Source organism: Methylobacterium sp. BE186 (assembly GCF_031457035.1).
Lineage (GTDB): Bacteria > Pseudomonadota > Alphaproteobacteria > Rhizobiales > Beijerinckiaceae > Methylobacterium > Methylobacterium segetis.
Genome location: NZ_JAVDVV010000028.1, coordinates 57,290 through 72,420, shown reverse-complemented (window position 1 = coordinate 72,420; position 15,131 = coordinate 57,290). Strand labels below are relative to the sequence as shown.

The 15,131-nt window shown below is 66.2% G+C and carries 10 protein-coding genes and 1 pseudogene; 6 read left to right on the top strand and 5 right to left on the bottom strand.

All coding sequences use genetic code 11. The features are described 5' to 3' along the window. Positions 1–679: 679 nt before the first annotated feature. Together J2X36_RS22335 and J2X36_RS22330 are read left to right on the top strand one after the other, a co-directional pair. Entirely contained in the window at positions 680–4,594 is a 3,915-nt protein-coding gene (locus tag J2X36_RS22335; protein WP_310353927.1) for a chemotaxis protein CheB, read from the top strand. A gap of 63 nt (positions 4,595–4,657) precedes the next feature. After that, positions 4,658–5,021 (top strand): annotated as a pseudogene (locus J2X36_RS22330) (response regulator). A gap of 125 nt (positions 5,022–5,146) precedes the next feature. On the opposite strand, the gene J2X36_RS22325 reads toward J2X36_RS22330, so the two are convergent. After that, entirely contained in the window at positions 5,147–5,584 is a 438-nt protein-coding gene (locus J2X36_RS22325) for a DUF6894 family protein (protein ID WP_310353924.1), read from the bottom strand. 175 nt (positions 5,585–5,759) lie between these two features. Here J2X36_RS22325 and J2X36_RS22320 point away from each other — a divergent pair, with 175 nt between their 5' ends. Continuing rightward, on the top strand, positions 5,760–6,518 hold the full coding sequence (locus tag J2X36_RS22320) for a Crp/Fnr family transcriptional regulator (protein WP_310353921.1): 759 nt from the start codon (positions 5,760–5,762) through the stop codon (positions 6,516–6,518). Positions 6,519–7,345: 827 nt separating this feature from the next. On the opposite strand, the gene J2X36_RS22315 is transcribed toward J2X36_RS22320, so the two are convergent. Both J2X36_RS22315 and J2X36_RS22310 read right to left on the bottom strand, forming a co-directional pair. Further along, the gene (locus J2X36_RS22315; RefSeq protein WP_310353917.1) at positions 7,346–7,882 is read right to left on the bottom strand and encodes a hypothetical protein; all 537 of its coding nucleotides are present in this window, start codon (positions 7,880–7,882) and stop codon (positions 7,346–7,348) included. A 250-nt stretch (positions 7,883–8,132) separates the two neighbouring features. Next, positions 8,133–8,699, bottom strand: a complete 567-nt coding sequence (locus J2X36_RS22310; protein WP_310353915.1) for a hypothetical protein — start codon at positions 8,697–8,699, stop codon at positions 8,133–8,135. Between the two features lie 125 nt (positions 8,700–8,824). Here J2X36_RS22310 and J2X36_RS22305 point away from each other — a divergent pair, with 125 nt between their 5' ends. From J2X36_RS22305 to J2X36_RS22295, 3 genes are all read left to right on the top strand, one after another. Beyond that, a complete protein-coding gene (locus J2X36_RS22305; RefSeq protein WP_310353938.1) occupies positions 8,825–9,085 on the top strand; it encodes a helix-turn-helix transcriptional regulator in 261 nt (86 codons plus the stop codon). A 632-nt stretch (positions 9,086–9,717) separates the two neighbouring features. Beyond that, positions 9,718–10,644 carry a replication initiator protein A gene (locus J2X36_RS22300; RefSeq protein ID WP_310353914.1) on the top strand — a complete coding sequence of 309 codons (927 nt, stop codon included), beginning with the start codon at positions 9,718–9,720 and terminating at the stop codon, positions 10,642–10,644. A 522-nt stretch (positions 10,645–11,166) separates the two neighbouring features. Next, positions 11,167–12,861, top strand: a complete 1,695-nt coding sequence (locus tag J2X36_RS22295) for a hypothetical protein (protein ID WP_310353912.1) — start codon at positions 11,167–11,169, stop codon at positions 12,859–12,861. A gap of 60 nt (positions 12,862–12,921) precedes the next feature. On the opposite strand, the gene J2X36_RS22290 is transcribed toward J2X36_RS22295, so the two are convergent. Next, positions 12,922–13,203, bottom strand: a complete 282-nt coding sequence (locus J2X36_RS22290; RefSeq protein WP_310353910.1) for a hypothetical protein — start codon at positions 13,201–13,203, stop codon at positions 12,922–12,924. Positions 13,204–13,613: 410 nt separating this feature from the next. After that, positions 13,614–14,561: a site-specific integrase gene (locus tag J2X36_RS22285; protein WP_310353909.1), complete on the bottom strand. Its 948-nt coding sequence runs from the start codon at positions 14,559–14,561 to the stop codon at positions 13,614–13,616. Positions 14,562–15,131: the final 570 nt, after the last annotated feature.

Genomic DNA, 15,131 nt, shown 5'->3' with positions numbered 1-15,131 from the left:
GCGCAGTTCGCCGTCATCTTCGGCGAGCGCTTCACCCGGGCCATGGCGGCCTGATGTTCAACTCGCCGCCCACACACGGAATTTCCGATAGTCCCCTTCCGCAGCGGCGTATGGCCTTACACCTGCACCGTTTCGGGGCGAGTGTTCCGCCTGGCCTGAAGCGGCGTTGGTCTTACGCAAGGCGATGAGTGCGCTGCACCTGTGTCACTGCTCAGATCAGCGGAGCTAGCGCCCGACATCCAACGCTTGGTACCCTTTGCGAGGGCCTGCTCACGACCCTTCTCGGGCGTTCAGAAGGTCTGCTTACCGGCAGTCTGATTGACCCGGAACGAGCGAGCCTGGCCGCGTGCAGAACGGCAGCTTTCGGGCAGGTCACAGGGCGAAGCGGACGTTCTGCCATTGCCTGTGGTGCCCTAAGCGCCTGCCGCAATCGCTTTGATGGAGCAGCAATCACACCGTGGCAGCAGGCCTCCCGGTGTGATTGAGATCACTGCTGTTCAAACGGGGCCCAAAACGTCAGTTCGTCGGCCGTTCCCGAAGCCGAGCGACCTGTGCACAGTGACGCAAGCCGCCTCGTGGAACGTTCCGTCTGAGTACGTCCTATCGGGATGTGGCTCCTGCCTGTAGATCTTCTCACGTGGGCAACGGGCGGTGCCACGGTACAATAAGGCGATGAAACGTGCCCACAGTGCCTAACGTGACCGAACTCAACCCGCTGCCGTCGCAGACATTCGTGCCGGTCTGCGCCATCGGAGCATCAGCGGGCGGCGTTGGAGCGCTCCAGAGCCTGTTTCGTCACGTTCCCGCTGATCTCGGCCTGGCCTACGTCGTCATCCTCCACCTGTCCCCCGATCAGCCCAGCGCGCTGAGCGAGGTTCTCTCCGTCTGCACCAAGATGCCGGTGCATCAGATCGAGGATGGGCCAACGCTCAAGCCCAACTGCATCTACGTCATCCCACCCGATCGCGAGCTCGTCATCGACGGCGATAGCGTCACGGCACGACCCTTCAGCGAACCGCGCGGGCGGCGCGCCCCAATCGACATGTTCTTCCGATCCATCGCCGCCGCCCGCGGCGACGGCATCGCCATCGTGCTCTCCGGGGCGGGCGCGGACGGATCGGTGGGCGTGCGCGCAGTCAAGGAAGCCGGCGGCGTCGTCATGGTCCAGGAGCCCGCCGAGGCCGGCTTCTCATCCATGCCGCAGAATGCCATCGCCACAGGGTGCGCCGACTTCATCGCGCCGATCGCGCGCCTGACCGAGCGCCTGAGCGAAGTCGCCCACAGCAAGGAGGCCGTGCGCTCGCTCGACATGGATGGCGCCGCCAACGACCTGCGGCGCATCATCAGCTTCCTGCGCAAGCGCACCGGCCACGACTTCTCCAGCTACAAGCGCGCCACGATCATGCGCCGGGTCATCCGCCGCATGCAGGTCTGCCGCGTCGAGACCCTCGCCGACTACGCTGCCTACCTCGCCACCACGGCCGAGGAGGCCAAGGAGCTCTTCTCCGACCTCCTGATCTCGGTGACGATGTTCTTCCGCGACCCCCACGCCTTCGAGGCGCTGGCACGTCACACCGTCAAGCCGCTCTTCGACACCCTCGAGGACGAGGACAACGGCGAGATCCGCGTTTGGGTCGTGGGCTGCGCGACCGGTGAGGAGGCCTACAGCATCGCGATGCTCCTGCACGAGGAGGCGGCACGGCGGAAGGTCTCCTATCCCATTCAGATCTTCGCGACCGACCTCGATGAGGGAGCTCTCGCGACAGCGCGGGAGGGCCGCTACCCGCGCTCGATCGAGGCGGATGTGTCGGAGGAGCGGCTCGCCCGCTTCTTCATCGACGAGGGCACGCACTACCGCATCCGCAAGGAGATCCGCGACAGCGTCCTGTTCGCCGCGCACAGCGTCCTCAAGGAGCCGCCGTTCCTGCGGCTCGACCTGATCACCTGCCGCAACCTGCTGATCTACCTCGAGCGCGTCCTGCAGCAGCAGGTCTGCTCCATCTTCCACTACGGCCTCAAGCCGGGACGCTTCCTGTTCCTCGGCTCGGCCGAGACCGCGGACATGGCCGCCGATCTGTTCGCGCCACTTGATCGGGAGGCGCGGATCTATAGCGCTCTCCCGCAGGCCCACCACACGCTCCCTCTGCTGCCGCAGTTCACCACGCCCGACCGCTCCGTCGTTTTGGCATCACCTCTGCCGTCGGCACGGCTCGCGCATGGTGACGTCCGTGAGGGACTATCGGCCGCCCTGCATGTCGCGGCTCTGGAGCGCAGCGCGCCGGCGAGCGCGCTGGTCGATGCCGGGCAGAACATCCTGCACCTCTCGCCGGGAGCCGGTCGCTTCATCCTGCACTCGGCCGGGCCGATCTCGAACCTGCTGCCCGCCATCGTGCGGCCCGAACTGCGTCTTGACCTCAAGCTCGCCCTGACCCGCGCCCTCGAACAGAAGCTGCCGACGCTGACCCACCCGGTGACCGTCACGTTCGATCAAGACAGGCGGCAGGTTGCCATGCACGTCGCGCTCGTGCCGAGCGAGGCGCACATGGGGGCGCGAGCACTGGTCTTCTTCCTCGACGGCGGCCCCGTCCGCGAGGACGAGGAAGCCGCGAGCACGTCTGACCTACAACCGGACGAAGTACGCCGCCTGCACATCGAGCTCAAGGCTGCTCAGGAAGCACTGGTGGTCAGCCGCAGCGGGCACGAGGTGTCGATCCAGGATCTGCGGGCCGCCAACGAGGAGCTGCAGTCGATCAATGAGGAGTACCGCTCGACGGCGGAGGAGCTCGAGACCTCGAAGGAGGAGTTGCAGTCGATCAACGAGGAGCTGCACACGGTCAACGCCGCGCTGAAGAGCAAGCTCGAGAGCATCTCGGTGGCGCACAGTGATCTTCAGAACCTGACGGCTGCGACCGAGATCGGCACGCTGTTCCTCGACCCGGAGCTGCGCATCAAGATGTTCACGCCGCCGATCGCGGAACTCTTCAACGTCACGACAACCGACATCGGCCGGGCCATCACCGACTTCACGCACTGCCTCGCCTACGATGCGATCGCGGAGGATGTGCGGACGGTGCTGCAGAAGCTCGTGCCGATCGAGCGCGAGATCCGCAGCAAGAACGGACGCCGGTACGTCATGCGCCTGCGGCCCTACCGCACCGTCGAGGATCGGATCGACGGCACCGTCGTGACCTTCATCGACGTGTCCGAGCGGCTCGAGGCGGAGGCGGCGCTCGGCCGCTCTGAGCAGCAGCTGCGCGCCCTCGTGCAGGCGAGCTCCCAGGTGCTCTACCGCATGAGCCCTGATTGGGAGGAGATGCGTGAGCTCGCCGGCGGCGGGTTCCTGCCGAACACGGAGGCTCCGGGTGGGAGCTGGCTCGACCGCTACATTCCGGAGGACGAGCAGGCCCGCGTTCGCGCAGCGATCCAGGAAGCCAAGCGGAAGGGAGAGGTGTTCGATCTGGAGCACCGGGTCCGCCGTGTCGATGGAACAGTCGGCTGGACCCACTCCCGCGCGATCCCACTCTTCGACAGCGCGGGCAACATCACCGAGTGGTTCGGCTCGGCCTCCGATGTGACGCAACGCAGGCAGGCCGAGGAGGCACAGCGGCAGAGCGAGGAGCGGCTGCGTGCTCTGATCGAGGGTATCCCGCAGCTTGTCTGGCAGGCGACGGACGACGGGCGCTGGGTCTGGGCAAGCTCGCAATGGTACACCTTCACGGGACTGACGGAGGAGCAGAGCCGGGACTACGGCTGGCTTGAGGCCGTTCATCCCGATGATCGCGAGATGGCGCGGGCAGCGTGGCTTGAAGCGAAGACGACGGGTGTTCTGAGCATCGAGTTCCGGATCTGGCACGTCCAGGAGAACCGCTACCGCTGGTTCACCCAGCGCGGCACGCCGGTACGCGATGGGACGGGCCGCGTCATCGAGTGGCTGGGCACCTCGACCGACATCGACGACCTGCGCCAGCTGCAGGACGAGCAGAAGGTGATGGTGGCCGAGCTGCAGCACCGCACGCGTAACTTGCTCGGTGTGGTGCGCTCCATCGCGCAACAGACGTTGGCACAAACCGGTCCGACGGAGGCCTTCCGCGAGCAGTTCAGCGAACGCCTCGCAGCTCTCTCACGGGTGCAGGGCCTTCTTTCCCGCTCGGAGCAGGAGCCGATCACGATCCGCATGCTGATCGAGACCGAGCTCGATGCGCTTGGAGCCTCTGCCATGCAGGACCGCATTGTTCTGGAGGGACCCGTCGTGCGCCTGCGCAAAGCGGCCGTGCAGACATTCGCGCTGGCGCTGCATGAACTCGCCACCAATGCCCACAAGTACGGCGCGCTCACCACGGAGCATGGCCAACTGCGCGTGACGTGGCGAACCTACGAGGCCGCTGGCGAGGGCCGACGACTTGCGCTGGAATGGCTGGAGGAGGGGATTAGCCGCCCACGCGAAGAGCAGAGCCCGGTGTCGAAGCAGCTCGGCTACGGACGCGAGCTGATCGAGCGGGCTCTGCCTTACATACTGAAGGCAAGGACCAGCTACGAGCTCGGTGAGACGGCGCTGCGTTGCTCCATCGACCTGCCGCTCGCTAAACCTGCGTGAAGGTGGTCGCTCACAGCACGTGCCAGATCGCTCGCCCGAGCGACACAACCGTCAGGAGCCGCTATGTCGAAGCTGGAAGCGCTGGCCGGGCGGCGCGTGCTGCTGGTCGAGGACGACTACTTCATCGTCAGCGACATGCAGCGCGAGTTCGAGGATAGCGGAGCAGAGGTGCTGGGGCCGGTGTCGCGCGTCCAGGAGGCGCTGGATCTGATTGCGGCTTTGCCCGAGATCGATGTGGCGGTGCTCGACATCAACCTGCATGACGAGATGGTCTAACCCTGTGGCCGATGCCCTGCAGGCACGCGGCGTGCCCTTCGTGTTCGCCACAGGCTACGAGCAGACTATGATCCCGGCCCGCTATGCTGGTGTTGCCCTCTGTACGAAGCCGGTGCTGCCGAGGGAGATCTCGCGTGCCCTCTTCGCTTGAGCCCTGAGGGGATCGCCTAACGCTGCGCGAGCGCGCAGTATCGCGCGCTCCTCAAGGTCCGGCAGAGCAAGGCCTACTTTAAGACCGCCCCGCGTTGGCTGACGTTTCGCAAGAGCGCCTGTCGATCAGGTCGGGCGCTGCCAGGCACTGCGGGGGTCGACTGCTTGGGCACGAGCCAGAAGCTCGCGCGTGTCCTGAAGGTTCGCCTGCAAGGCTGCTTGTTCCCTGCCAAGAGCTTCGACGAGAACTTCGACCCGCTGCGCAGTTCGCCGTATCTCGGCCAGCGTCTTCTGCCGTTGGGCGAGTAAGGCGGGTGGAGACGGCCTGCGGTCCTTGTCGAGGATCTCCGTGAACGGCAGCTCCAGCAGAAGCTGACCCGCGCTGTCGGTGATCTCGAAGCTGCAGAGCCGCGGATCAACCTTCTTCGCCAGCAGGTCAGTTGTGAGGGTCGAGATCGTCCGACAGGCATCGAGGTAGGCCGCCTCTATCCCGATCAGCTCCAGCCCTAGATCGTCGAGCTCCAGACCGGCTGGCGTGCGCAGATGGAAGTAGAACCAGGGCATCGGCAACTCGCGCTGAGTGGGCGGCTTTGGATAACTCCAACGCAGGCTCTTCGGACTACCGGGTCGGCCCAGACTGCGCGAACGTCTGCCAACATACGGTTGTGGACATTCACTTGTGTGAAATTCTGGTCGCATCCGTATCGCTACCGTGCGCGGGTGCGTCACGGGGGCAGGCATGCCGCAGCATCTCATCCGCAAGCTGGGGCAGTTCACGCATCTGTCCGAGGAGGACAGGCGGGCGCTTGAGGACGCAACGAGCCGGAAGGTTCGCATCTTCGGTGCGCACCAGGACATCATCAGCGAGGGCGACGCGCCCGAGCACGTGAACCTGATCCTGGAGGGCTGGGCCTGCCGCTACAAGCAGCTGGAGGACGGGCGGCGCCAGATCATCTCGTTCTTCCTGCCCGGCGACCTGTGCGACCCGCACGTCTTCGTCCTGCGCGAGATGGACCACTCGATCGGCACCATCACCCCCGTGCGCCTCGCCGAGATCTCACCGGACGCGATCCTGGACCTCACCGATGAGCACCCGCGGATCACGCGCGCCCTGTGGTGGGAGATGCTGGTGAAGGTGGCGATCCAGCGCGAGTGGACGGTCAACCTCGGCCAGCGCACCGGCCTGGAGCGGATCGGGCACCTGCTGTGCGAGCTGTTCATCCGGCTGCGCGGGGTCGGGCTGACGGAGGGCGACAGCTGCCTGCTGCCGGTCACCCAGGTCGAGCTCGGCGACGCGACGGGTTTGTCGAACGTGCACGTCAACCGGGTTCTGCAGGAGCTGCGCGCGAGCGGCCTGATCGTGCTGCGCGGCAAGCGCCTGACGATCCCAGATCTGGAGGCGCTTCAGCGTGTCGCGCTGTTCAACGCGAACTACCTGCACCTCGACCGCGAGGGTTGGCACCTGGATGCCAACGGGCCTGATCAGCCTCAGGCATGACGACTTGATGGAAGGGGCCTTGGTCGAGCGGGCACTCCGTAACGCTCGAACCGGCACGCTCCGCTTCTGAAGGGCATCAACCGATCAGCGTGAACGTGTCTCGACTGTCGCTTCCAGATCCTCAATGCAGACGGATGACGCGAGGCGAGTGCGACCCTTCGCCTGTTTCGGTCATCCTGACAAAAAGTTCGGCACACTCTGCCGTCCGCGCCTGTGCACCGGCCCGCGTGTCGAAGGTCTCTACCCCCCGGATCTTGCCATCCGGACCGATGCAGACAGAGAGCCACGGCAGGCCCGGTGCGGGCGGATCATAGACCAAGAACTGGTACTGCGCCTCGTGGTCTCGCCTGAACATCGGCCGCCCCTCCGTCGCTGCGGTTCCCACGATCACTCCGCATCTTAACCTAAGAGACGGCCGATTGATCTGTGATAGTTTTGTGGGATTGGTCCGAGACGTTGGCATGGCGCATGCCTGAGGGGCGCAGCATCGCCTTGCGTCCTGATCTCACAAGCTCGCGTGCACGCTGAGTTCGGCCTACGGTGGGCGATCACCTGTGCCTCACGCCTGGGCAGGTTGAGAGAGGTGTCCTCTTGGAGCAGCACCTCCGGAGCGGCCTCGTGCATGGCTCGCGAGGCCGCTGTGTTCCCGCCCAGCAAAGCGGTGCGATCCTTGGCTCTCAGAACGTCCAGCCGGCGAATGGCCGGTTTTGAGAAGCTGTCTGGGTCGGCTGGACGGCAGCAATGGGCGCAAGGCGGAACGTCCGCTTGCGGGCGCCAGGCCAATCTCCGCAAACCACCCGCGGTGGACCTTTGGGGGGTACCAAGTGTCAGATTTCGGCCACTAGGGCGCTGACGTCAGCGAGGATGAGGTGCAGTTCGCGCCAGGGTGAAGCGTCTCGGAAGGCCTCGCCGGGATCCTGCGTTGCGAGCAGTACGAGAAGCTTGAGACGAATCCCCGTCAGCGTCTTCGCTGGCGTTGCGAGCAAGGTCGTAGCCGCAGCGCGAACGGCCTCGGCGAGAGCGGCCTCCTGCTCCTGCGTGCGGGTGAGGCCACAGGCACGGGCACCACGCGCCCAGGCTTGCTGGCGGCGATGAAGCACCTGCTGCAGGCGGTAGCGGCGCCGGCCGGGCGGCACGTGTCGGGCGATGGTCTCAATGTCGGCGGCGTAGCGGGTGGGTGCTCCGGCCGCCGTGGGCAGGGGCACGCGGGGATAGTCCAGCTCGGACTGCAGCCATGCTTCGCGCCGATCGCAACGCCAGAGCGCGGCCTCGTGCTTCGTGAGCAGAGCCTCAAAGGCGATGAAGAGGTCGGTGATGGGCTCCGAGGAGGAACCGCAGAAAGTTGCCTCTGCTGGAACGGGCATGGCCGGATTACGGATCGCGGAGGCGGGGATGCTAGCGAGGAGAGTGAGGAGGCGTCGCCGAGTTGGAGAGCGCGCGGCATGAGCAACTACCGCGCGGGTGTCGTGATCGTCGCTGGGATTCATATGGTGGGCCTCGTCCTGAGTGGGACGAAGGTTCACGGACTGACTGGCGTTCTTGCTGGATCGGGAGGACCATCGGCGAGGGGCAGCGTTTCGCTACACTGCCGCCCTCACCGGCAGCGGACTCACGTCATTCGCCCAGCTCGGCCTGCAGGAAGACCTCATCCTTGGCGTCGGACGTCCAGACGATGGAGTAGTTGTAGACGTGCTGGCCCCGCGAGGTGAACAGCTGCGCGGCACAGCTGCGCCGGCTCTCGAGGTTAGCACGCATAGCGAGCATGGTGGCGTCTGGATTGGGGTCGACTTTCGCGTCGGCGCCGCCGGCGAGAGCGGTGACGAACGCCATGTAGTCGGTGATCGCGCCGACCTTGTGGACTTTCACCGGGCCGAGGATTGGTGAGGGGTTGGTCTCGACAGCCTGCTTGAGCAGGTGCTGCGCGACGGGCGCGTCGCAGGCTGGGAGCTGCCCCTGGACGAAGGTGCGTGCGGGAGACCCGGCAGCGTTGTTGACCACGGTGGGGGCAGCCTGATCGCTGCCGGATCGGTGCCAGAGACGGTAGCCGCCGAGGAGAACGAGACCGACGAGGCTGCCGACGATGGCTGCCTTCTTGGCGCAGGCACCGTCCGGTGTGGCGGCGTTGGCGGCGTAGCGGGTCTTCAGGCGGGTGATGAAGCTCGGGTTGGTGGTCTCGGACATGGTGCTCCCCTCTTCGGACTGACCTGAGGTTCACGGAGGCCAGGCCGAAGTTGCGGAAGCGTAGCCGTAAGGTGTGGCTATAGCCAGTGGTTTGATGGCCCACAGGATGATGCCTGTTCGGGATGATGAACGGGCGGGCACTGCTGGCGTGGAACCTGCGGCGGGTGCGGGTAGCGGCGGGTGTCAGCCAAGAGCGGCTGGCGGCGGATGCCGGCGTGGACCGAGCCTATTTGGGTGGGCTGGAGCGGCAGGCTGAGAACCCGACAGTGGATCTGCTGGACCGGGTGGCAGCGGCGCTGAGCGTGCCGTTGGGCGAGCTGTTCGTTCAGCCAGCACCAGATGCGGAGCCGCCGCAACCGTTGCGGGGTGGGCGGCGGCGAAACTGACGAAGCCATCCGTGGAAGTGGTGCATCGAGGGCGAGGCAGCAGTGCGGGAGGGTAGGGGAAGGGTTAGCGGTCGGCGGCGGTGCTGGTGGAGCGGCATCCAGGTAGGGATGCCGGCTCTGGCGGAGGAGGAGTGCTGGCGGAGGCAGGGGGACAGGGCTGGCGGATCGTCTATCCGCCGGTGTTGCAGGGGGTATGAGTGTATTTAGCCGTCGGACCAGCGCTTCCGCAGCTGGATGTGGCCGTAGACCCAAAGCGTTTCGCCGCGGATGGTCCGTCCGCCGGCGCCAACGGTACGATCAATCCGCCGGCATGCTTCGGCTGGACAGCTATTTCGCGCAGACCCCCTAGCGTTTGGTACCGTGATACCATTTCAGCCGTAGCGCTGCGGCTAGCGATCTGATCGGGTGCAGCCTGGATGGACGCGGGTCAGGCTGCCTCGGGGGCCGCTGACCTTGCGTGCCGCCGATCCCGATGAAGCAGGCATGCACATGCGTCACCAGCCCACCGATGACTTCTTCGTATTCGAAGACGAGACCGCGCCCGCGCCCGACCCTACACCGCCGGTGCAGCCGCAGCCGCCGATCGACTGGGGGCCGGAGCCTCCCGAGTTGGATCCGGAAATCTACGGAGTGTGGGGCGAACCGTCCGACGGCAACCGGCCGCTCATGCCGGAGGAGGACTGGGCGCTGCTGGACCGGGAGTGTGCCCCGACCGTCCGTGTGCCGCCGCAAGCACCGCCGCACAGGGCGCCCTGGCCGCTCTACGACGTGCGGGCGCTGATGGAGCGGCCTTCTTCGCCTTATCGAGCCGGCCACGGCACACGCCGATCGATTACGTCAGCCCCTGCGGGCGTTGGTGGCTGCGCGCGGAGCCGGCGCCTGGGCACGGCGTAGTGAGCATTCGCGACGCTGAACTTCTGATCCTGATCGCCAGCAAGCTCATTCACAAACAGCCGCAAGGCAGCGCCGTGCCGGAGGTGGTCGACCTGAACCCGAGGCAGCTGTTGCAGGCGCGTGGCCTCACCGGCAGCGGGCGCGAGTACGCGCTGCTGCGGGCGAGCCTCGAGCGACTGCAGGGCACGCGCTACACGACGAACATCCGGCCCGACGGGGGCTTCGGCGCGGAGCAGACCTTCGCGTTGATCGAGGAGGTGACCTTCGCCAACAGCCGCGGGCATCTGGAGTTGAGACTAAGCGACTGGTTTCGGACGGCAGTCGGCGAGCGCCATGTGCTGCAACTCTGCGAGGCCTATCTCGACATCCCGGGCAACTACGAACGCTGGCTCTATCGTGTGGTGCGCAAGCACGTAGGCGAACAGCCGTACTTTCAAATGAGCGTCTCGACGTTGTGGGAGAAGTCCGGGAAGGGCAGCCCGCTGCCGCGCTTCAAGCATGAACTGCGGAAGGTCGTGCAAACCAACGACCTGCCGGACTACGGGGTGTGGTGGCTCCTCCGGGAAGGGCAGGAGCCGTTGGTGACGATGGGGCCGCGTGAGGGAGCCCGGAGAAAGCGGCCCCGAACCGAAATGCCCGATGCGGCACTTGGGGAATGGAAATGAGCCCTGAAACGGCACTCGAGGAAGGCTGCCGGCATATCCCGCTTAATCCTCTAACTGTCGATCTCGGAGTTGATCGTCGTCTGCGGGGAGTAGGGGGAGACTTCCACTTACCGCTCGTTCCCAGGGGGGAGGGGGAGCTACGGTCAAGCGGGACCATCCCCGACCGAAGCCCGGGTGGCCGCACGCGCGCTCGGTCACCTCACAGGCAGAGGCGCCTTGCTACGGCCCCCCATTGCCCTGCCGGCTGGGGAGAATGCTCGCGACTTGACGACGTCCAGGCAGGCCGCCGGTGGTCCTTCGGGCTTCGAGCGTTGCGGTGCCCGCGGGATATTACGACCACATCCCCACAGTATCCCATGTCCCCGCCGCGCTGCCGTATTGCGCCGACCACGACGGGCAAGCCCGACCGATGCATCGGCCGGACAAGGATGTCATGGTTCCCAGCGCGGCGGCGTTCAAGGGCCAAGGTGAACTTTTCTCACCTGCTGACCGCGTGCCGTGCGGAGTAGGGCGGAGGCAGTTTTGGGCATCATCATCGAGTACGCCTACCTGCTGCCCGACCCGGATGCGTTTCTGCCGATATCTGCGGGATGCCACGGAAGTGTGAGGCGAGAGCTGGATGGCGGCAGTCTGGCGCTACGCTATCGCGTCCCGGCCTTCGGCACGATCATGACGGTGGTGGGCGAAGAGATTGAGGCGCGGCAGTGGGCCTACCTCAACCAGATCCAGGCGCTGCTCGGGGATGCCCGTGAGGCGGCGAAGGCGTCACTGCGCGCCATCCAGATGTCCGAAAAACAGATCGAGTACCTCGAACGGAAGGGGACGCCGTCGCGGTTCGTGCGGCTCAAGATGCCCTTCGACATCGCTGTCGACCACGTCCTGCCAGACGGCGCCCTGTTCGGGCCAGGCGACCGGCTCTACAGCTTCACGCGGTGGGAGAACCGCGCCTTCCAGCTGCGGCTGCCGCGCGCCGTCGCCGAGGCGGTGGACCTCGGCATGCCAGCCCGGGTGACCCCAACCCGCTGGCAGGGCGAGCCGTTGCGGGCGGTCGTGACGGCCCGGCGGGAGGTCGGCGACGGCGGGCAGATGTGGGTGACGCTGAAGCTGGCAGGTCGTCCGACCTTCCCGGACGAGGAGTCGTGTCGGATCGAGATCCGGGCGTCGCGCCTGCCGCAGGATCACCCCCCGCCGGTCGAGCAGGTCGTCTCGCCGGAGGATTCGGGTTGCCGCGACCGCTGGGGGATGACGGCCGAGGATCGCGCGATGATGAAACAGCGCGGCGGGCGCGGCGGCATCTTCGCGCGACCCGAGCACAAACGCGAGCAGGCATTGCAGGCGGCCGAGCGAGAGGAAAGACGGCGGACCACACCGCCGCTGGCGACGATGAAGCCAGCCAGGAAGAGTAGGCTGCGCGACACCGGTCTGCCGCGGGTGGAACTGAGCGAGGCGGAGTGGAAGAAGGCCGGGATCCGCACGACCAGGCAACGCAGTATCAAGGTCACTCCGGTCGTCACCGCCGACGTCCTGCTCAGCCACGATGCGGCGGTCCTAGGGCTGGACGCGGAGTTCGCCGCCTCCGCGGCTGGGAGGGTGATCGAGGCGCTAGCCACGGTGAAGTCGGATGGCGATAGCGGTGCGCCTCCACCACCCGTGCTGTTCGCGTCCTTCCTGCTGCCGTGCGCAGTGGCCGAGACGGTGATGTCGGGCGGCTGGCTCGAGTTGGCGTTCACCCCGGCGACGGGCGAGCGGTACCGGGCACGGGGTCCGGTGGTGGCGGCGCGTTGCGGACTCGACGGGGAGCGGCGCGTGCGCTTCGGCCTAGCGCTGCCGGCCGAAGGGGTGCGCGTCGAGGGCCGGCGCAAGGTGCAAGGCGTGAGGCTGGCGGACCCGGACGGTGCGCGCGAGGTGCTGGCGGTGCCCCACACCTGCGTACGGCGTGCGCCGGATCAGGCGGAGGACGGGCCGGACCGGGTGATCCTCGTGCACGTGGGCGAGCGTTCGCTGGCGCCGGTGCGGGTGCGGCTCGGGCTGGAAGGGCGGGACGATGTCGAAATCGAGACCGCGGTGCTGGTCGGGGCGGACGAGGCGATCGTCTACGACCTTGGGGTGCTCGATGACGAAATGCTTCGGTTCCGTGCCTGGGAGAAGCAGGCCGCGGGGGCGGCGGATCGGCTGCGCTATCGAGCCAACCTCAACCGCACGGATCGCAGGCAGTGAGCCCTCGCGCTGAAGCTGGATGCGGACCGGCCAGCGCTCACCGATCCGCACCCTGGGCGCTCAGAGCGTGATAAGATCCTGCCCCCATTCCTGCTCGTCGGTCCCTGAAGCGGTGTAGGGGACGAGGGAGCGATGGCTGATGCAGATATCGCCGGCCACCAGCCAGTAGGGGACATCACCTTGCTTGATCTGATCGAAGAAGAATCCTTGCATCGCAGGATCGAGGCAGCGCAGCGGCAGGACGCGTCGCCCCGGTTGAGCGAGCTGAGGCAGCGCTGCGTGCGTGGTTCGTGGCGCTGGTGTGCGGCGCGGCGGGAGGGCAGACGGGAAGGAATGGGTCATGGCTGAAGACCTCCGAGAAGCGCCGAGGGTTAGGAATCGGCGGCCACAGACGCGGCGAGGTCTTGGGCATTGAGCACAGTTTTGCGGATCTGCAATAGGGCCCGAACGGCCTTGGCAGCTAAATCGTACAGACTCCCTAGCGTTTGGCCGAGCGGGACCTCAAAGAATGCCCAAACGGGCTGTTTTGCCTGGCGGGACGGCAGCGTCCCCGACGACTAGCTGACCCTGGGTGTAGAGAGCGGCCCCGTTAGCTTGTCGAAAGGAGCGTTGATCGCTGTCACGCAGGAGTGCTACACAACGACTAGGAAGGGTTCTGCTAAATCTCTGATTTGGCTGGATCTTCTTTCGCAAGCGTCCAGTCCTTTCCTGGGCACCAACTGATTTCTAACCCATTGTAATCAGTTGGGTTTCTACCCCGCCTCCCGCACCTTGGTCGATGGTGCGGGATTTCTCCGAGCCTCACGAGCCATTTTCGCTCGGTTCGCCGTCCTCGTGTAAACGGCGCTCTCCCGGCTCCCATCGGCCCACCCGAACAGAGCATTCAGCTGCGCCTCGCTGGCACCGGCCTCGGCCGCGCGCCGTGCTCCCGCCTTGCGCAGTCCGTGCGCAGCGCCCGGGCAGCCTGCCTCCCGGCACACCTTTCCAAACCAGGTCCCGAACGACTCCTTCGTGAACGGCCGCCCGCGATCCGTCGCGATGAAGGTTAGCTCGCCCGTGCGCGTCGCCGCGATCGAGGCGGCGAGCGGCTCGAGGATAGGCGCCGTGACCACCATGCCCGTTTTCTCGGTGCGGATCGTGAACTCGCCGTCGCGGACGTGCGGCCGCCCAAGGCGCACGGCGTCACCACGGCGGAGGCCGGTGTAGAGCAAGAGGTCGAAGGCGAGGCGCTGACGGGTACCGAGCGGCCAACGTGCCTCGAATCGCGCGAGCTCGTCTTCGGTCCAGGCGTGGAAGCCAACTTCGTCGTTGCCGCCAGATAGGAGCTTCACACCGAGCGTCGGATCGACCTTCGCGTACTCGGCGCTGACAGCCCAGGCGCACAGTCCTCGCATGGCCTTCAGAAAGTTGTTGGCCGCGTGCGGCCGATCACGGCGTTTGTCTCTGCCGGCCAGGATGGCGCGCCTGGTGATGGCCTTGATCGGCTCGGTACCGGCCGTTTCCTCGATAGCCCGGTAGATTGCGTGGCGCTGCTTGCGAGTGGCGGGTGCAAGATCCGACCATTCGGCGGTCGTGACGTACCTCGCGATGAGCCAGGCGAGCGTGCCAGGCGCCGGGGTGTCGGGCTTCGCCACCCGTTTGCCCTCGACCGCCAAGCCGTAGTCGCGCCAAAATTCCGGTGCGCCGAAGGCTTCTCGCATGCGGATGCGAGGGCCTTGTCCGACCCGCACGTACCAAACCACTCTACCATGACGCGTGGTCTCACGGACGAGGTGGGGAGGGCGTTTGCGCGGCATGTCGTTGGTCATAGGACCACCACGCGCTCCGAGTCGGCAAGCTTGCTCCGATCCTCGGCAGACGCATCGGTGTTCGATATTTCCTTTGTTTCGACCGCTACGCCGTCCGTACGGACAACTACGCGCAACACGGGCAGCCCGGCGTTTTGCACGGCACGGATAGCGCGCGCGATGTCCGCTTGAGTGACGTTGGCGGCGCGTCGTGGCATCTGTGGCGTCCCACTCTTCGTATGGTGAGTTGCTGGTCCTCAGCCTGGCAGTCCCGACCAGGCTTCGCGGAAGATCGTCTCGCGGCCTGGGCGGTTCTTCAGCCCAACTAGGTGGATGCAGCCAGGAGTTTGGTGCATGTGCTGGAGCCCGATGTTGCCGGCATGATCCTCGCTCTTGCGGTTCATTCGGTTTGAGGAGCGCTGACCGTAGCCGAGCTGGTGGCAGCCCCTAGAGCGCGGCGAGATAGATGAATCGCATCGGGCG